Raw genomic sequence first — 17,287 nt, 5'->3', positions numbered from 1 at the left:
GGCGGGCCCGGCAACGACCGCTGCCCCTCACCACGGTGAGGGGCAGCGGTCGTTCCCTGGGGCCGGGCGGGCGGGGCCTGCACGCGTAGGTCCTGGGCGCGCTTCGGGCAGGGTCGGTGAAGATCGGCCCGAGTATGGCAGGGCTGATGCTCTGTGGGCGACCGTAAATCCGATCGTCGTACGGTCGTGATCTTGCTGGCCCGAATCGTTCACTTTCCCCCCGGAAAGCCCGTGAGCCCCCGGCCGAGGGTGCTCGGCCGGGGGCTCACGGGTGGTGCCTGTGTGCCGTCAGGCGGCGGCGACCGAGAGGCCGGTGAGGCCGGGGGCCCCGACGGCGGTGGTGACGTTGCCCCAGCCGGACCAGGCGCTGCGGTCGTAGTCGCCGGTGGCGTTGTACATCCAGCGCCGGGAGAGGGCGTACAGGTGGAGCTTGTTGCCGATGGCGACGGCGGAGACGTCGTCGATCGGGCCGAGCGGCCCGGCGGCGGTGGTCAGGTCGTGCCAGCCCGCCCAGTAGCCGGCGGCGTAGTCGCCGGTGGCCTGGTACAGGCGCTCGTCGGTCACGGCGATGACGTGCAGCTTGCTGCCGATCGCGGCGGCGGAGAGCTCGCTGATCGCTATGGCGGAGGGCAGGCCGATCACGGAGGTGGGCTCGCCGGAGCTCCAGGTGCCGCGGTCGTAGTTGCCGTCCGCGACGTAGACCCCGTCGTCGAGACCGAGGCTCACGACGTGCAGGGAGTTCCCGGTGACGGCGGCCGTGACCCGGGTGGAGAGGGGCAGGTCGGCGGCCGAGCTGACGTTGCCCCAGCCGGACCAGCTGCCGGCGCCCCAGTCGCCGGTGGCCTGGTAGACGTCACCGTCGACGAGGGCGAGGACGTGCAGCTTGCGGCCCATGACGGCGGTGGCGACCTGCTGGGGGGCGCCGGGCAGCGGCCCGGCGACGGCGGGCGAGGTGATCTCGCCCCACGAGGACCAGCGGCCGTCCGACATGCGCCGGTCGGCGATGAAGACCCGGTTGCCCGCGGCGGCCACGTTGTGGACCACGCTGTCGGTGGTGGTGCCGATCGCGGTCGAGGTGACGGCGCTCTCGGTGAAGGGCCGGTTGGTGGCGGCCAGTGTGGAGAACGTGGCCCAGACCCCGTAGCCGTAGTGGGCGCCGCTGTTCAGCAGGGAGGTCTCGTTGGTGCCCAGCACCTGTACCCGCTCACCGGGTTGGAGCACGGCGGTCCTGGGATCGACGCCGGTCCGGAGCTGGGCGGGCGCCCCGGCGAGGGCGGTCCGCGCCTGTGCCTGGACGCGCTGCTCGGTGTGGAAGGTGGTCACGGCGGCCGCCGGTCCGGCGACGGCCGGGACGGACAGGCCGAGTACGGCGGTGGCCGCGACGACGGTCAGCCCGAAGGCGTGACGCAGGCGCATGGGGAATGTCTCCTCTGGGTGAAGTCGCGCCGAGTATCGCAGGCGCCGGTCGGACGTGAGCGATCGGGTTGCCCGGTCCGGACCGCGCCCCCGGCGGTCCGGTCCGTGCCCGTCGGGGCCGGACCGCCGGTGTTGTGCGGGCAACTCGCTCCGGCCGTAAGGCTGTTACCGGTCGGTCGGGGTGGTGGCGGGTGCCCGCCCGGGGTGAGGTGTGCGGGAGGACGGGCGCCTCGTGGGTGGGGCGCCGCGGCCGTCCGTGACGTCGGGCGGTCGGTCCTCCCGCGCGCCTGCCGCCCGGCAGGGCGGAGTGTTCGGAGGCGGAGATGGCAGCGATGGCGAGGACGGCGAGGACGACGAGGACGGGGAGGTTCGGGAGGGCGGTGGCCTCGGCGGCGGTGGTCGTCGGGTTGGCGCTGGCCGGAACGGTGGGGACGGCCACGTCGGCCCAGGCCTTCAACGCGGCGTGGGAGCGCTGCTCCACGGAGGGGCCGCACACCGATCCCAAGCTCGGCGGCCCGTACCTGTGCGGCGGCAGGTGGGGCTCCCCCTGGTACGTCCACTTCCCGGACAAGGTGGAGCAGGTCTTCGCGGTCGGCACCGACTTCGCGGTGTGGAGTACGTGGACCGGTCCGGGCACGCGGCAGTGGGGCCCGTGGGTCTCGATGGGCGGGCGGGTGACCGGTGGGGTGTCCGTCGCCTCCGAGGACGGGTACGTGCTGCAGCTGGTCACGACCGGCACGGACGGCAAGCTCTGGTACAACACCCGCGGGAGGAACGGCGTCTGGACCGGTTGGTTCCGGTAGTCGCACCGGCGTCGCCCGGGCCTGTGGCTCGGGCGACGCGGGTGCCTTCGGAGGAGGTCAGGCGACGCAGTCGGGGACGGCGGGGGCGCTGCCGACACAGTTGTCGGGGACGTTGCCGCTGACGGGCGAGGTGGTGAGGGTCATCTCCCCGTTCCGGCGGTAGACACCTGCCGCGTTGGTGGCGCTGTTGGCGCTGACCGAGGTGCTGGTGAGGGTGGTCGAGGTCGCGTCGACCGCGGCGATCCCCCCTCCCTGGGCCCCGGAGCTGTTGCCGTTGACGGCGCTGCCGGTGGTGGTCAGCGAGCCGCGCAGGCCGTTGTAGACACCGCCGCCCCGGCCGGTGGCCCTGTTGCCGGACACGGTGCTGTCGGTGAAGGTCGCGGCCGGGCCCTTGGCGGGGGCCGCGGTGTCGGCGTTGGCGAGGGCGCCGCCCCGGCCTGCGGCGGTGTTGCCGGTGAGCGCGCTGGCGGTGAGGGTCACGGCTCCGTGGTTGAGGATGCCACCGCCGTCCGTGGCGGCGCGGCCGTTGCGCAGGGTGACCTTGCCCTTGAGGGTCAGACTGCCGCCGGCGGAGACCTTGGCGATGCGGAAGGCCGGTGTACCCGGCGTCGACGAGCGGGTGATCGTGTCCGTGTCACCGGTCAGGGTGATGGCGGTGGTGATCACCGGGAGGGCGTTGGGGCCGTCGCCGTCACTGCTGTGGGGTGAGGTGATCGTGTACGTGCAGTTGGCGGCGAGGACGACATCGCCGCCGCCGGCCGTGTTGGCGGCGTTCACGGCGGCCACCAGCGCCCCCTCGTCGCAGGCCACGACGGCCTGTGCGGTGGACGGGGCGAGGGCGGCCGCGGTCGCGGTCAGGACGATCGCCCCCACGACGGCCGGAACGGTCCGGACAGTGCGCATCTCAGGCCGCCGCACACGAGGTGACGGCGGCCTGGGCGGCGGCGACGGAGGTGGCGGCCGCGGCGGCACTCGCGTCGGCGGAGGTCTCGGCCGCGGCGGCGGCCGCGGTCGCCGTCCCGGCGGCCTCACCCAGGACCGTCGCGGGTTCCCCCGCGGCGATGGCGGCGGCCAGGGCCTTGGCGGCAGCGGCCGAGGTGGCCGCGTCGCTCTTGGCCACGTCGGCCGCCGCCGCGGCGTTGGTGGCCGCCGTGGCGGCCGCGGTGGTGGAGGCCGCGCAGGCCACCGGATCGGCCGCCGCGTGGACGGCCGGAGCCGGGGCGGGACTGAGGGCTTCGGCGGGCGACACGAAGGCCGTGCCGGCCACGAGGGCACAGGCCGTGAGGGTCGCGGCGGCGAGAGGGCGGAGCTTCATGGAGATCCCCTGTTCGGGTGTCGGGAGGGAGACGAGCGCGGAGGGTCCGGCACAGGTGGACGGCCACGGATCCCGGGTCCGGGTCCGGGGCTGCTCGTACCTGGAGCGAAGCACGTGAAGGGGCTTCTGTCCGTGCGGTGTTCGGCCGGCCCCGGGTCCGGCGGTGCTCCCGTGCCGGACGAGGGATCGGGTCCCGGCCCTGGCCAGGACCGGTGGCGTCCCCGTTCGGTTGTCCTCCGCTCGGCCGATCCGCGCGGCCTCGGACGAGTAGCCGAGGAGGTCCGCCGCCGGAATGAGGGCGGGCCGCCCCGCTCGCCCTGCCCCGTCCCGGCCGGAGACCCCTTGACTGGTCCTTTTGCGTGCATTCTGACTAAAAATCCAGTCAGGATGCCGTGCGCGGCACCCGCGGACCGCCAGCCCACCCTCTCCCCGAAGGCGACCCGCCCGTGACCTCGTACGACCTCCTCACCTCCTGCGGCTCCCCGCGGGACCGGCCCGCCGTCCTCGTCGCCGACCTCGACCTCGACCAGCGCCGGGACTGGCTGGAGTTCGGCCTCCTGCGGACCCGCCGCCCCGAGCTGTACGGCCCGCCCGCCGAGCAACTCGCCACCCCGGCGGTCCAGGGCCCGGCCGGGAGTCCGGCCCCCTGCGGTCACGGTCGCGTCGCAGGGGGTCGGTGCCGTACGCAACCCCGGGCTCGGGAGTATCGGACTGGCCGTCAATTTTGGCAGGTCTTACGGGACTTGGGTCGTGCGGGGGCGATCTGTCCGGCAGGGTGCGGCGTTTGCAAAACCTTTGCCTGATCCGGTTGACAGGTCTAGACCTACCCCTGTTGAGTCGTCGCGCCCCGCACGTGACGGCCTCCGGGCCCGGTCCGTCCCACGACGGACCGTTCGGGGCAGTGGTCTCCCTGCCGCCGTCCTCCGTTCCCACGATCGTGCGGCCCCCACCGCACAAGGGGTGATCTCGTCATGCGTCACAGATCCACGACCCGGCTGACCCTCGGCGCAACCGCCGCGGCCCTGCTCGGCCTCCTCGTCCCGCTGGCGCCCGCCGCGATGGCGGCCGACCCCGATTCGGCGGCCGTCTCCCGGGACTCGGGCGACCAGGACCGGTCCGGCGGGTTCAAGTACAAGCGGGTCGGCTACTTCATCCAGTGGGGCGTCTACGCCCGCAACTTCCACGTCAAGGACCTGGAGACGAGCGGCACCGCCGACAAGCTCACCCACATCAACTACGCCTTCGGCAACGTCGGTTCGGCGGGCACCTGCCAGATGGGCGGCCCCGGCTCCGACACCTGGGCCGACTACGTCCGCCCGGTCGGCGCGGCCGAGTCGGTGGACGGCGTGGCCGACGCCGACGGCCAGGCGCTGGCCGGCAACTTCAACCAGCTCCGCAAGCTCAAGGCCGAGCACCCGGACCTCAAGCTGATGATCTCGCTGGGCGGCTGGAGCGGCTCGGCCTACTTCTCGGACGCGGCGCGCACCGCCGCCGGGCGCAAGGCGCTGGTCGCCTCCTGCATCGACCTCTACCTCAAGGGCAACCTGCCGGCCGACGGTGCCCGGGGTGGCGCGGGCGCCGCCGCGGGGCTCTTCGACGGCATCGACCTCGACTGGGAGTGGCCCGGCTCCGAGGGTGCCCCCGGCAACGGCATCCGCCCCGAGGACAAGAAGAACTTCACCGCCCTCGTCCACGAGTTCCGCACCCAGATCGACGCGTACGGGAAGTCGTTGTCCCGCCGCAAGCACTTCGAGCTGAGTGCCTACGTGCCCACCGCCCCCGCCAAGATCGACGCGGGCTTCGAGGTCTCCAAGATCATCCGGGACTTCGACTTCGTGAACCTCCAGGGCTACGACTTCCACGTCTCCGGCGAGAAGACCACCGCCCAGCAGTCCGCGCTCTACGCCCGGAACGACTTCAGCGTCGACCAGACCGTCAACGCCTGGCTGCGGCGGGGCGCCCCCGCGCGCAAGCTGGTGACCGGCCTGCCGTTCTACGGCCAGGGCTGGACCGGGGTCACGGGAGGGGGCGACGGTCTCGGGCAGCCCGCCGCCGGTCCCGCCCCGGCGACCTGGACGGCCGGTACCGAGGACTACAAGCTCCTGAAGAAGCTCGCCGACTCGGGGACGTACAAGCTGTACCGGGGCCAGAAGAACGGCCACGCCTGGCTCTTCGACGGCACCACCCTGTGGACGTACGACGACCCGACCGTGCTGCGCGCCAAGGCCGCGTACGTGCGCAACGAGGGTCTCGGCGGCGCCATGATCTGGTCGCTCGACGGGGACACCCCGAACGGTGAGCTGATCACGGCGATCGACCAGGGCCTGAGCCGCCGGCACTGACGCACACCGCCCGTTCCGCACACCGCACGTTCCGCAGGTCCGGTCCGGCTCGCGTCGGCCGGACCTGCGGCTTCGGCGGGGAGGGTCAGACGCGGAACGCCGCGACGTAGCGCCGGGGTTCGCGCCGCAGGTCGGCCTCCCAGCGGTCCGCGCACTGTTCGGCGAACGTCTTCCGGGTGTGCAGCACCTCGTCCAGGGGATCGAGGTAGGCGAGGACCTTCGGCGGTTCCAGCCCTGCCTCGACCCGGGCCCGCAGCCCGGCCCGGGCGAGCCGGACCAGTTCCGCCGCGAGGTCGTGGACGCGGTCGCCGCCGAGGTCCGTCCGCAGGCCCTCGGACGGCAGCGCGGCCATCGCCGCCCGGTGGTCCGCCGCGCTGTAGGGGCGCAGCAGGTCCCAGGCCGCCGCCCGCGACGGCGGGTGGTAGCTGAGCCCCACCCACAGCGCGGGGACGGCCGCGAGGTGCGGGTACGGCGGGCCGTCCCCGGCCCGCAGCTCCAGGGTCCGGCGGACCCTGACCGCCGTCCAGATCTGCGACAGGTGGGAGACCCAGTCGTCGAACGCCGGAAGGGTGCCGTCGTCGAAGCCCTGCCGCAGGATCGCGCCGAACGGCCGGTCGGGTGCCGGACGGTAGCCCCCGTCCGCGCCCCGGTGGTAGATCATCGGGAGCCCGAGAGCCCAGTCGACGACGTCGTCGGCGCCCACGTCGTCCCGCAGGGCGGCCGGCATGACACCGCAGCGGCCCGGGTCCATCCGCAGCCAGTCCTGCGAGCGGTGTGACAGCAGGCCGTTGGAACGGCCCTCGTGCAGGGGCGAGTTGACGAACAGCGCGGTGACCGTCGAGGACGCCGCCATCTGCATCCGCAGCTTCTCGGTGAAGTCCCGCTCCGAGAGGTAGTCCAGGTGCACCTGGGCGGACAGCGAGAGCGCCATGACGTTCGGCGCCCCGCGCCCGGCCGCGCCGATCCGGGTGAAGTAGTCCCGCATGACGGCGCCGCGGACCATCGGCACCCACGTCATCGCGTCCACCCGGTCGAAGGGGAGCCGCGCGCCCGGCAGCAGGGCCAGACCGAACCGTCCGACCAGCTCGGACAGCCGCTCCAACGCCTCGCGCGTGCCGTCCACGGCCGCGGCCAGGCCGGCCACCGGGACGGACGAGTACTCCAGCTGCCCGCCGTGCTCCAGCGTGACGAGGTCACCGCCCGGCAGGTCGACGCCGGTCAGCCGCCCGGCGTCCGTCCGGCGCTCGCCGCCCCACTCGGCGAGCACGGTCTCCAGGACCTCCTCGATCCCTCCCGCGCCCTCGTAGGGGGCGGCGAGGCCGGTCTCGGGGTCGACCACGCCGTTCTCGATCTCCAGCCCGACCAGTTCGGTGCCGCCCGCCGCCGGGACGAAGATCGACCGGAGGTCCTCGCGCCGCAGCCGTCCGGGCCCGGTCCCGCCGGTCCCGCCGGTCCCGCCGACGCCGCCGGCCACGCGCCCGCCGGTCACGGTCGGCTCCCCACCGTGGCGGTGCCGTACCGCTTCCCCTGGTCGAGCACCCGGAGCACCACGTCGAGGGCCGACTGCGCGGCGCCCTGCATCCACGCGTGCGAGGCGGACAGGTGCTCGCCCGCGAAGTAGATCCGCGGGTCGTCGGCCGGGTGCGGGGTGCCCAGTCCGCGCAGGTAGCGGATGTGCTCGCCGGGTGCGAGGTGGGCGAACGCGCCGCCGCCCAGGCCGATCTGGTCGTCCCAGTTCCAGTGCACGATGTCGTCGACGTCGTGGCGGATGAGGGGGTGCAGCCGCTCCAGGCACTTGAGCACCAGCAGGTCGCGGTCGGGCTGCGGGAGGGTCGTGAAGCGGCGGGCGTTGGCGCCCCAGAGGTAGGCGCCGGTGAGCACCGCGGACTCGTGGGACCGGTCGGGGTCGAGGGCGACCAGGTACGGGCCTCCGGCCGGGCCGTCGCCGTTCGTGCTGCCGGAGCCGCTGACGGAGCCGCTGACGACGGAGCCGCCGATGCCGGGCCCGTGGCCGCGGTGGCCGTTCCCGCCGGATCCGTTCCCGCCGGATCCGTTTCCGCCGGGCGCGCTCCCCCCGGGGCCGGTCCCGTCCACGAGCGTGCGGGCGTTGTCCGACGGGTACCAGCACTGCTGGATCGGCATGTCCGTGAAGCTGCCGCCGCCGAAGATCCCGTCCGCCAGCTCCCAGCTGCGCCGTCGGGTGTGCACCAGGACCTTGGTGCTGCTGGCGTAGCTGATGCCGCGGATGGCGTGCTGCTGGTGGTGCGGCAGGTCGGGCCGGAAGACGATCTGGTCCAGGGCCGGCACCGGGACGCAGCAGACCACGAAGTCGAACCGGTCGGAGACCGGGCTGCCCAGCCGCAGTCCCCGCACCCGCACGCCCGATCCGGTCAGCGAGAGCTCGTCGATCCGGGTGGACAGGCGCAGGGTCCCCGGCCGCAGCGCCCGGACGAAGGACTGCACCAGGGTGTCCATCCCTCCGACGAGTTCCACCTGCCCGAGGTGGAACAGGCCGAAGTAGTCGACGAGGACCTCCAGCAGGCACGACTGCTCGTAGTGCGCCAGGCCGCTGGCGTGGCCCAGCAGGTGCCAGGCCTCCGGCGACAGCCGCTCGTGGACGTACTGCCAGAGCGACACGGTGGTGAGCCGGTCGAGGGCGGGATCGTCCCATCGGCCGGCCAGCAGGCGCCGCTGCTGGTCCGCGGTCAGCGAGCTCCACACCGCCCTCAGCAGCCTGTCCAGGACGTCGAGCGGGGCGCCGAGCTCCTCGGCGCGCAGCGCGTAGACGGAGTTCAGCGACCGCCCGTCCCGGATGCGGACGCGGTGGCCGCGCAGGTGGTAGTAGGCGGCGGGGTTGAAGTTGACGAACGGGCGGGTCCGCAGCCCGAACGCCGCGATGTAGTGCTGGATGCAGTGGTGGTTCGCGGGGACGCGCATCGCGCCGAGGTCGGCGTACGTGCCGTCCCAGAAGCGGTGGGTGCGCACACGGCCCCCCGGGCGGTTCAGCCGCTCGTACAGGACGATGTCGTAGCCCCGGCGCTGGAGCTCGTAGCCGGCGACCAGGCCGGCGATGCCGGCGCCGATCACCGCGCCGCGGCCGGTGGCTCCGGCCGTCGGCGTCAGCAGGCTCTTGGGGAAGGCGAAGCTTTCGTCGAACATCAGCACCTCGCTGGGTCGTCGCCCCAGCATGAGGCGGTGCATCGTGTGCGAGCCACCCGGGAGCGCCCATCCGGACGGGGTCGGGCGAGCGGGCGGGGCCGGACGCGCGGACGCGGGCCCGCCCGCGAGGGGCGGACCCGCGTCCGGGACGGCGGATCAGGCGTTGATGCAGGTGTTGCCGAAGGTCGGGTTCAGGGCCCCGATGAGGTTGATCGAGTTGCCGCAGAGGTTGATCGGGATGTGGACGGGGATCTGGATCTGGTTGCCGGAGAGGACGCCGGGGGAGCCGACGGCCACACCCTCGGCGACGGAGTCGGCCGCGGCGGTACCGCCGCCGGCGAGGACCGCGGCGGCGGCGAGGGCGCAGGCGGCGAGGGTGGTGCGAGTACGCATGTCTCTCCTTAACGGGTGAGTTGGCACATCAGAGCACCAATCACACCGGTCGAGGGCGGCGACCGACCCGCATTGGTCGGATCGGGGGCGTGTCCGCGGCACGGCGGGAGGCCGCTCAGGGGAGGTCCGCTCAGGGGAGGTCCTGCTCCGCCCAGATCGTCTTCCCCTGCCGGGTGTAGCGGCTGCCCCAGCGGTTGGTGAGCTGGGCGACCAGGTAGAGGCCGCGTCCGCCCTCGTCGGTGAGGCGGGCCCGGCGCATCCGGGGCTGGGTGGCGCTGGGGTCGGAGACCTCGCAGGTGAGGCGTTCGGCGCGGATCAGCCGGACGCCGACCGGGCCGCCGGCGTAGCGGATCGCGTTGGTGACCAGCTCGCTCAGCACCAGTTCGGTGGTGAACACCAAGTCCTCCAGGCCCCAGGCGCGGAGCTGTCCGGTGGCGGCCTCCCGGACCCGGGCGACGCCGGCCGGGTCGGCGTCGAGGGTCCAGCCCGCCGTGGCTTCGGCCGGTACCGCCCGGGTCCGGGCGAGCAGCAGCGTGACGTCGTCGGTGAGGCGGTGCGCGGGCAGACCGGCGACGACCTCGCGGCCGAGGTCGCGCAACGACGGGGTGCCGGCGCCGCCGGCGGCGGGGCCGGGCCCGGCCACGGCGGCGAGCCGGCGGCCCAGTTCGGCCATGCCCTCGTCGAGGTCGTCGCCGTACCCCTGGATCAGCCCGTCGGTGTAGAGCGCGAGCAGGCTGCCGGGGACGAGTTCGACCTCCGTCACCTCGAACGGCAGGCCGGTGACGCCGAGCGGCGGACCCGGCCGGACGGGCACGTAGGTGACGGCGCCGTCCGGGGCGACGACGGCGGGGGGCGGATGCCCGGCGGAGGCCATCGCGCAGCGCCGCGACACCGGGTCGTACACCGCGTACACGCAGGTGGCGCCGAAGGGGACGGCCTGCTGGTGGTCGTCCGGGTCGGCCTCCTCGTCCGGCCGTTCGGCCTCGACCATCAGCTGGGCGACCAGGTCGTCCAGATGGACCAGCAGCTCGTCCGGTTCCAGGTCGAGGTCGGCGAGCGTCCGGACGGCGGTGCGCAGCCGCCCCATGGTGGCGCTCGCGGCGAGCCCGTGGCCGACGACGTCCCCGGCGACCAGGGCGACCCGGGCGGAGGACAGCGGGATCACGTCGAACCAGTCGCCGCCGATGCCGCTCGCGGTGTCGGTCGGCAGGTAGACGCTGGCGGTGGAGACGGCGGCGGTCTCGGCCTGCGAGGGGGGCAGCAGGCTGCGCTGGAGGCCGACGGCGGCGCGGTGCTCGCGGGTGTAGCGGCGGGCGTTGTCCAGGGCGAGGGCGGCCCGGTCGGCGATCTCGCGCAGCAGTTCGCGGTCGGCGGGCAGGTAGGGCGGCCGGTTCGGGGCGCGTCGGACGGTCACCCGGCCGAGGAGGCTGCCGCCGGCGCGCATCGGGGCGGTCATCTCGGTCGAGGCATCCGCCGGGGTGTCGGCCCCGGCTGCGGCTCCGCCCGCCCCGGCGTCGGGGGCCTCGACGCCGGGCGTGCCGGTGACGCGGGCGCCTTCGGCCGGGGCGGCGGGATCGGCGGGATCGGCGGGATCGGCGGGATCGGCGAGGGTGGGCGGGTCGTCGGGGTCGACCTGGACGGCGACGCCGGTGGGCGGGGCCGGGAGCGCGTTCGGTCCCGGCGTGACGGCCACGGCGGTACGGCGCAGCACCAGGCGGCCGTCCCGGCCCGGGGCCGGTTCCTCGCCGACGAACACGGCTTCGGCGACGTCGACCACGGCCAGGTCGGCGAGCCCGGGGGCGAGGACGGCCGCCAGCTCCTCGGCGGTCGCCGAGACCGACAGCGAACCACCGACGGCGGCGGTGGCCCGGTGGAGCAGCGCGAGCCGTTCGCCGGACCGGTGCAGTTCGGTGACGTCGGTGAACAGCGCGGTGACCCCGATGACCTGACCGTCCGGGGCCTGGAGCCGGAACGCGGAGATCGCCATCACGGCGCCGCCGGCCGGGTCCTCGATGGTGCGGACCAGCTCCTCCGCGCCGACCAGCGGCCGGCCGGTGCGCAGCACCTCGTGCAGTCCGCGTTCGACCGCCTCGGCGTCCTGGGGCTGGAGGAAGTCGCCGAGGCGGCGGCCCCGGAGGTCCGGCGGGAGACCGCTGTAGGGGAGCAGGTGGGTGTTGGTGCGGATCAGCCGCAACCGGTCGTCGAAGACGGCGAGGCCGACGCGGTCCTGGAGGAACAGTTCGCGGGTGAACGCCTGGTCCTGGCGCGAGCGGGCGACCTGCGTCGCGGGGGCGGCGAGGACGAAGTACCGGGCGGGGGCGTCGGGCCGGTCGTGGCCGTCGCGGAGGTCTTCGCGCGGGCCGGTGGGCGGGCAGCTGCACGGCTCGGTGGGCGGGCCGCCGAGCGGCAGCACCTGGTAGGCGACCGCCAGCTCCTCGCCCCGTCCGGAGCGGAGCTCCGCGGCGCCGGACCAGCCGTCGAGCCGTTGCTGCTCGGTGAGGTCCGCCAGGGAGGGCCACCCCGCCGGGTCGGCGAGCAGTTCCCGGACGGGCCGGCCGCGGACCTGGGCGGCGCCGAGGGCGAGCAGCCGTTCGGCCTCCAGGGTCCAGCCGACGATGCGGCCGTCCGCGTCGAGCAGGGCTCCGGCCGCGCTGCCGAGGAAGGGCGATCGGCCACGGTGCAGGGCGTCCGCCGCGCTCATCCGGTCCGCTCCTCTCCTCCGCCGGCGCCTCACGGGCGCGGCCTGGGACCTCTCCATCATCCCCCGGCCGGCCGGGGCCGCCAGTTTCGCGGGCCCGGCCACAGGGCCGCCCGGGGGACCGCCGGCGTACGGGAGGGGTGGGGGAGGGGGCACGGGAGGGGCTCGGGGCGGCGCACGGCGGGGGAGGCGGTGTCCTGCCGCGCAGGGGGTTCTCGGGCGCGGGCTCTTATTGTACTCTCCGTCAATAAGCGGGGCGGGCGGGATCCCGCGCAGGCCACCCACCCGGAGCATCCACCTGGAGGCAGCCATGGCTCACCCGGCGCCACGCACCCACACCACCGCGCGCGGCAGCGCGCACACCGCGGCCGACGACGACGTCTCCAGGCGGCTGCTCGACTCCGCCGCGACGCTCTCCTGCGACCCGGCCGTCGAGATCGACTGGGACGCCCCGCTCCCGCCCGGGGACTACGGGCTCAACCCGGAGTGGAGCACCCTCTACGGCACCGCGCTCTGGGCGGAGATGACCGAGGAGCAGCGGGTCGTCCTCACCCGGCACGAGGTCTGCTCGATCATGACCACCGGCATCTGGTTCGAGATGATCCTCCAGCAGATGGTGCTGCGCGACCAGTACCTCAAGGACCCCGCCAGCGCCGCGTTCCGCTTCGCGCTCACCGAGATCGCCGACGAGTGCCGGCACTCGATCATGTTCGCCCGGGCCTGCGAGAAGATGGGCGTCCCGCAGTACAAGCCGAACCGCCTCATCGCCCAGGCCGGCCGCGCCTTCAAGGCCCTCGCCCGGGGCGAACTCGCCTACGGCGGCATCCTGGTGGCCGAGGAGGTGCTGGACGTCATGCAGCGCGACTGGATGCGCGGCGAGAACGTCCTGGAGATCGTCCGGGGGACGTCCCGGATCCATGTGGTCGAGGAGTCCCGGCACATGAAGTTCGCCCGCCAGGAGATCCGCGAACGGCTGCGCGGTGCGGGCCCGGCCCGCCGCCGGGCGGCCGCCACGGGGATCGCGACCGGGGCCTACGTCATCGTCAGCAGCATGGTCCACCCGGGCGTGTACGCGGCGGCCGGGCTGGACGTCGGCCGGGCGGTGGCCGAGGCCCGGGCCAGCGGGCACCGGCGGGCGATGATGCGCACCAGCAGCCGCCACCTGATGGCCTTCCTGGCCGAGACCGGCCTGCTCACCCGGGCCTCGGCGGCGCTCTACCGCCGCGTCGACATGCTCTGAGGCGCGCCCCGGCCCCGTTCACGACCCGACGCGTTCAGGGCGCGGCCCGCGCGGCCCGCGCGGCCCGCGTCTGCCCGTGTCGGCCCGTGTCGGCCCGCACGCACCCGAACCCACTGGAACCCACGCAGCGAGGACCCCACCTCCGCCATGGCCTACGCGATCACCCGTACCTGCTGCAACGACGCCTCGTGCGTGTCCGTCTGCCCGGTCAACTGCATCCACCCCACGCCGGACGAGCCCGACTTCGGCCGGACCGACATGCTCTACATCGACCCGGCGGCCTGCATCGACTGCGGCGCCTGCGCCGACGCCTGCCCCGTGGACGCCGTCTTCCCCGTCGACCGCCTGACGGGGCCGGACACCGTCTTCGGGGAGCTCAACCGCGACTGGTTCCGCGACCACCCCTCCGACCACTCCTGGGGCACGCCCGCCTTCCCCCGCAGCCTGCCCGCCGGCCTCGACCTCGGCACCGGGCCGCTGCGGGTCGCCATCGTCGGCACCGGACCCTCGGCCGGCTACACCGCCCAGACGCTGCTGCGCACCACCGGTGCCGAACTCACCATGATCGACCGGCTTCCGGTGACCGGCGGTCTGCTGCGGCACGGCGTCGCCCCCGACCACCAGTCGACCAAGCGGATCGCCGAGAGCTTCGCGTCCGTCTTCCACGACCCGCGCCTGCGGATCCACCTCAACGTCGAGGTCGGCGCCGACCTCACCCACGCCGAACTCGCCGCCCACCACCACGCGGTGGTGTACGCGGTCGGCGCCGCCGCCGACCGCAGGCTCGGCCTCCCGGGCGAGGATCTTCCCGGCAGCCTGCCCGCCACCACCTTCGTCCGCTGGTACAACGCGGAGCCGACCGTCCCGGCCGACGCGGTCGACCTGGGTGCCGCCGCCGCGGACGGTCCCGGCGCGGAGCGGGCGGTCGTCATCGGCAACGGCAACGTCGCCGTCGACGTCGCCCGGATCCTGCTCACCGATCCCGACCGGCTGGCCGCCACCGACATCGCCGACCACGCCCTCGCCGCGCTCCGCCGCAGCCGGATCCGCGAGGTGGTGCTGCTCGCCCGGCGCGGGCCCGAGCACGCCGCGTGGACCGGGCCCGAGTTCCTGGCCCTCACCCAACTACCGGGCGTCGAGGTCGTGGTGGACGATCATCCCGAGGTCCGGGCCGCCCTCGCGGCCGCCCCCGAGGGCTCGGGCGCGGCGTTGCTCGCGGGCCTTCCGCTGGAGCGCGTCGACGGCGCGGGCCCGCCGCGCCCCGGCCGGCGGATCGTGCTGCGCTTCCTCGCCACGCCCACCGAGCTCGTCGGCACCGGCCCCGCCGGGGCCGAGCGGGTCGAGGCCGAGCGGGTCGAGGCCGTCCGGCTGGCCGGTACGGACGCCCTGCTCCGGACGGGCCTGGTGGTGCGTTCCATCGGCCACCGCGGCGTTCCCGTCCCCGGGCTCCCCTTCGACGAGGCCGCCGGAAGCGTCCCGCACCGGGCCGGCCGCGTCCTCGACCCGGCCACCGGCCGCCCGCTCCCCGGCGCGTACCTCGTCGGCTGGGCCAAGCGCGGTCCCTCCGGCGGCATCGGCGCCAACCGGGCCTGTTCCCAGGAGACCGTGGACGCCCTGCTGGACGACGCCGCCGCCCGCGCGCTTCCGGTGCCCACGGGCACGCGCAAGGAGTTCGACCGGCTGGTCCGCACCCGCCGCCCCGACGCCCTCGGCCTGCGCCACCTGCGCGCCATCGAGCAGGCCGAACGCGCCCGCGGCCAGGCCACCGGCCGCCCCCGAGTCAAGCTCCCCACCGTCCCCGCCCTCCTCGCGGCCGCCCGCCGCTGAGGCGCGGGAAGGGCGGTCAGACCTCCCTCGCGCCGACGGCGCGCAGGAGGTCACCGAGCCACACGTGCGGGGGGCTGCGCGGGTCGGGCCGGCTGTCAGCTGAAGAGTGCGGTGAGGTCGAGGGGGGAGACCAGGAAGACGCCGGTCGCGGTGTCGTGGGAGTGGAGGAGGGCGGTGCGGCCGGCCGGGAGGACGGGGTCGCCGGGCGCGGTGCGGACCGGCAGGAGGGCGGGGGCGCCGTCGTCGGTGCTGGTCTCGGCCCAGCCCGAGGTGGCGGTGGCGCCTCCGGGGAGGATCACGCAGGCGCGGCCGACGAGAGGGAACGCGTCACCGTCCCAGTCCCCCTGGTCGCCGGCACACGGCTCGACGCACGCCTCCGCACCGCCGGATTCGGATCCGGTGCGGCGGCCGACGTCGCGACCCCCGTGCGCGGCGTCGGCCCCGAAGCCGCCGAGCAGGGCCGACACCCAGTACTCGACGGCCGTCACCAGGATCGGAGAGCCCGGCGCGGCCTTGAAGAATCCCCGCATCCGTTCGCCCCTCCGGCTCTCCTCGCGGCGCCGGCCCCCCGGGCGCCGTGGAGATCCTGGCAGGGCAGGGCCGTTCGCACATTGCCAGGATCCGGCAATCTTGACGGCCATTTGACACCCGGGAACGGACCGTGGGCCCGGGACGTCCGGGACCGATCGGGGGGAACCGGACGCCGGGAGCGTGCCGTACGGAGGTCGGCCACGCAGGAACGGGCCGCGCAGGGGGTGGGCGGCACACGGCCGACCGCGCGCAGGGCGGTCAGAGCGGCCGGGCCGGCCACTCCAGCAGGCGGGCGCCCATCACGGCGGTCTCCAGCGTGTAGCGGTGCAGCGCGTCGGAGGGGTCGTAGCCGGTCAGGGTGCGGATGCGCTCCAGCCGGTAGCCGAGGGTGCGCACGCTCACGCCGAGCCGGCGGGCGGTCTCGGCGTTCACGTAGCCGGCCTCGGCCTGCACGGTGATGGTCTCCAGCAGCGGTCGCGCGCCGCCGCGGGCCGCGGTCAGCGGTCCGAGCACGTTGCGGACCAGGTCGGCCATGGCGGCGCGGTCGCGCATCAGGACCGGGAAGACCAGCAGTTCCTCGGCCCGCAGCCGCTTCGCGGGCAGCCCCAGCCGTTCCGCGTACTCCAGGGTGCTGAGCGCCTCCTCGTAGCTGCGGACGACGCCGCCGGTGCCGGAGTGCCGGCGGCCGGTCGCGACCCGGACCGCCGTGGTGTGGCCGGGTGCGGGGCGGAGCGTGAGGTCGATGAAGGCTTTGAGGACCTCCTGCTCGCCGTCGGGGGCGATGCAGACCAGCCGTCCCTCCCGGACCACGATCAGGACGGTCCGCTCGTCGAACCGGCCGCACAGGTCCCGCAGGATCCGGCAGATACCGGTCCGCCCGTCGACGTAGGGGTGGCTGCCGACCGCGACCGCGACGGTGTAACCGGCGGCGAGCCGCACGCCGAACCGCTCGGCCCGTTCGGCGAGCACCCCGAGGTCGCCGCGGCCGCGCAGCAGGTCGTCGATGAACTCCCGTCGGTTGGACTCCTCCAGGCGCATCGCCAGCCGCTGCGCGCGTTCGTGCCCCTCGCCGAGCGCGCCCAGCGCGGCCTCGGTGGCGGCGAGCACGGCGTCACCGGTGCGGCGCAGCTCGGCGGCGGTGACGGCGGAGGCGAGTCCGGGCAGGGTCTGCCAGGCCTGGCGGGTGGCGCCGAGGCAGTGCGTGACGAGGTCGCGGAGGCCGTGGCCGGCCTCGGCGCCGCGCTCGCCGAGGCTGCGCAGGCTCTCGAGTTCGGCGCGCCGCAGGAGGCGGCCGGTGCGGGAGACGTCGGCGAGCAGGTCGAGGCAGCGCAGGGTGAGTTCGGCGGCCACGTCGACCGGCCCCGGTGCGGCCGTCGACCCCGGTATGGTGGGCGGCCCCGGTGCGCCCGACGGCTCCGACAGGCCCGGCAGTTCGGGTGGTCCGTGCTCGTTCGTCACCGTCATGCCGTCTGCTCCGCCCCGGTTCGTCCGCGTCACTTCGCATGCACTGCCCCGGGCGGAATGTTATCGGGTTGTCACCGACCGTGCCCGGGGCGGGGGTTG

13 protein-coding genes and 1 pseudogene are annotated in these 17,287 nt (G+C 74.8%); 5 read left to right on the top strand and 9 right to left on the bottom strand.

Going from position 1 to position 17,287, the window contains the following annotated elements; genetic code table 11:
* Nucleotides 1-288: 288 nt before the first annotated feature.
* A complete protein-coding gene (locus ACFWIC_RS37820) occupies nt 289-1,416 on the bottom strand; it encodes a hypothetical protein (protein WP_380359466.1) in 1,128 nt (375 codons plus the stop codon).
* Nucleotides 1,417-1,739: 323 nt separating this feature from the next.
* On the opposite strand from ACFWIC_RS37820, the gene ACFWIC_RS37815 reads away from it, so the two are divergent.
* Entirely contained in the window at nt 1,740-2,219 is a 480-nt protein-coding gene (locus tag ACFWIC_RS37815; protein ID WP_380521525.1) for a hypothetical protein, read from the top strand.
* A 57-nt stretch (nt 2,220-2,276) separates the two neighbouring features.
* Here ACFWIC_RS37815 and ACFWIC_RS37810 read toward each other — a convergent pair whose 3' ends face one another.
* A complete protein-coding gene (locus tag ACFWIC_RS37810) occupies nt 2,277-3,122 on the bottom strand; it encodes a hypothetical protein (protein ID WP_380521523.1) in 846 nt (281 codons plus the stop codon).
* 1 nt (nt 3,123) lies between these two features.
* On the bottom strand, nt 3,124-3,534 hold the full coding sequence (locus ACFWIC_RS37805) for a hypothetical protein (RefSeq protein WP_329949399.1): 411 nt from the start codon (nt 3,532-3,534) through the stop codon (nt 3,124-3,126).
* 479 nt (nt 3,535-4,013) lie between these two features.
* Between ACFWIC_RS37805 and ACFWIC_RS37800 the strand changes: the two are divergent.
* Nucleotides 4,014-4,124 (top strand): annotated as a pseudogene (locus ACFWIC_RS37800) (hydrolase); the annotation flags it as partial.
* Between the two features lie 381 nt (nt 4,125-4,505).
* Nucleotides 4,506-5,876, top strand: coding sequence for a glycoside hydrolase family 18 protein (locus tag ACFWIC_RS37795; RefSeq protein WP_329949400.1), 1,371 nt, complete (start codon nt 4,506-4,508; stop codon nt 5,874-5,876).
* Nucleotides 5,877-5,961: 85 nt separating this feature from the next.
* On the opposite strand, the gene ACFWIC_RS37790 is transcribed toward ACFWIC_RS37795, so the two are convergent.
* From ACFWIC_RS37790 to ACFWIC_RS37775, 4 genes are all read right to left on the bottom strand, one after another.
* On the bottom strand, nt 5,962-7,365 hold the full coding sequence (locus ACFWIC_RS37790) for a glutamate-cysteine ligase family protein (protein ID WP_380521521.1): 1,404 nt from the start codon (nt 7,363-7,365) through the stop codon (nt 5,962-5,964).
* Nucleotides 7,362-9,065, bottom strand: a complete 1,704-nt coding sequence (locus ACFWIC_RS37785; RefSeq protein ID WP_380521519.1) for a flavin monoamine oxidase family protein — start codon at nt 9,063-9,065, stop codon at nt 7,362-7,364. Before ACFWIC_RS37785 ends, ACFWIC_RS37790 begins: the two co-directional genes overlap by 4 nt.
* 126 nt (nt 9,066-9,191) lie before the next feature.
* Nucleotides 9,192-9,428 carry a chaplin gene (locus tag ACFWIC_RS37780; RefSeq protein WP_380359452.1) on the bottom strand — a complete coding sequence of 79 codons (237 nt, stop codon included), beginning with the start codon at nt 9,426-9,428 and terminating at the stop codon, nt 9,192-9,194.
* Between the two features lie 130 nt (nt 9,429-9,558).
* Nucleotides 9,559-12,129, bottom strand: a complete 2,571-nt coding sequence (locus ACFWIC_RS37775; protein WP_380521516.1) for a SpoIIE family protein phosphatase — start codon at nt 12,127-12,129, stop codon at nt 9,559-9,561.
* Between the two features lie 307 nt (nt 12,130-12,436).
* Between ACFWIC_RS37775 and ACFWIC_RS37770 the strand changes: the two genes are divergently transcribed.
* Together ACFWIC_RS37770 and ACFWIC_RS37765 are read left to right on the top strand one after the other, a co-directional pair.
* Nucleotides 12,437-13,366 carry a diiron oxygenase gene (locus tag ACFWIC_RS37770; RefSeq protein ID WP_380521515.1) on the top strand — a complete coding sequence of 310 codons (930 nt, stop codon included), beginning with the start codon at nt 12,437-12,439 and terminating at the stop codon, nt 13,364-13,366.
* A 147-nt stretch (nt 13,367-13,513) separates the two neighbouring features.
* Nucleotides 13,514-15,193 (top strand): 4Fe-4S binding protein, encoded by a 1,680-nt coding sequence (locus ACFWIC_RS37765; protein ID WP_380521513.1) that lies wholly within the window; start codon nt 13,514-13,516, stop codon nt 15,191-15,193.
* Nucleotides 15,194-15,288: 95 nt separating this feature from the next.
* On the opposite strand, the gene ACFWIC_RS37760 is transcribed toward ACFWIC_RS37765, so the two are convergent.
* Both ACFWIC_RS37760 and ACFWIC_RS37755 read right to left on the bottom strand, forming a co-directional pair.
* Nucleotides 15,289-15,723 carry a hypothetical protein gene (locus tag ACFWIC_RS37760; RefSeq protein WP_329882008.1) on the bottom strand — a complete coding sequence of 145 codons (435 nt, stop codon included), beginning with the start codon at nt 15,721-15,723 and terminating at the stop codon, nt 15,289-15,291.
* Nucleotides 15,724-15,982: 259 nt separating this feature from the next.
* On the bottom strand, nt 15,983-17,188 hold the full coding sequence (locus tag ACFWIC_RS37755) for a PucR family transcriptional regulator (RefSeq protein ID WP_380521511.1): 1,206 nt from the start codon (nt 17,186-17,188) through the stop codon (nt 15,983-15,985).
* Nucleotides 17,189-17,287 lie beyond the last annotated feature (99 nt).

The sequence above is a fragment of the Kitasatospora sp. NPDC127035 genome, from assembly GCF_042726075.1.
GTDB lineage: Bacteria > Actinomycetota > Actinomycetes > Streptomycetales > Streptomycetaceae > Kitasatospora.
Note: the sequence above shows the minus strand (reverse complement) of the source record. Positions and strands in the feature narration are given on the sequence as shown.

What these genes read in the sequence shown, in the direction of transcription:
- ACFWIC_RS37820 (WP_380359466.1), bottom strand. Translation starts at nt 1,416, where the DNA reads ATGCGCCTGCGTCACGCCTTCGGGCTGACCGTCGTCGCGGCCACCGCC.
- ACFWIC_RS37815 (WP_380521525.1), top strand. Translation starts at nt 1,740, where the DNA reads ATGGCAGCGATGGCGAGGACGGCGAGGACGACGAGGACGGGGAGGTTC.
- ACFWIC_RS37810 (WP_380521523.1), bottom strand. Translation starts at nt 3,122, where the DNA reads ATGCGCACTGTCCGGACCGTTCCGGCCGTCGTGGGGGCGATCGTCCTG.
- ACFWIC_RS37805 (WP_329949399.1), bottom strand. Translation starts at nt 3,534, where the DNA reads ATGAAGCTCCGCCCTCTCGCCGCCGCGACCCTCACGGCCTGTGCCCTC.
- ACFWIC_RS37795 (WP_329949400.1), top strand. Translation starts at nt 4,506, where the DNA reads ATGCGTCACAGATCCACGACCCGGCTGACCCTCGGCGCAACCGCCGCG.
- ACFWIC_RS37785 (WP_380521519.1), bottom strand. Translation starts at nt 9,065, where the DNA reads ATGCTGGGGCGACGACCCAGCGAGGTGCTGATGTTCGACGAAAGCTTC.
- ACFWIC_RS37780 (WP_380359452.1), bottom strand. Translation starts at nt 9,428, where the DNA reads ATGCGTACTCGCACCACCCTCGCCGCCTGCGCCCTCGCCGCCGCCGCG.
- ACFWIC_RS37775 (WP_380521516.1), bottom strand. Translation starts at nt 12,129, where the DNA reads ATGAGCGCGGCGGACGCCCTGCACCGTGGCCGATCGCCCTTCCTCGGC.
- ACFWIC_RS37770 (WP_380521515.1), top strand. Translation starts at nt 12,437, where the DNA reads ATGGCTCACCCGGCGCCACGCACCCACACCACCGCGCGCGGCAGCGCG.
- ACFWIC_RS37765 (WP_380521513.1), top strand. Translation starts at nt 13,514, where the DNA reads ATGGCCTACGCGATCACCCGTACCTGCTGCAACGACGCCTCGTGCGTG.
- ACFWIC_RS37760 (WP_329882008.1), bottom strand. Translation starts at nt 15,723, where the DNA reads ATGCGGGGATTCTTCAAGGCCGCGCCGGGCTCTCCGATCCTGGTGACG.
- ACFWIC_RS37755 (WP_380521511.1), bottom strand. Translation starts at nt 17,188, where the DNA reads ATGACGGTGACGAACGAGCACGGACCACCCGAACTGCCGGGCCTGTCG.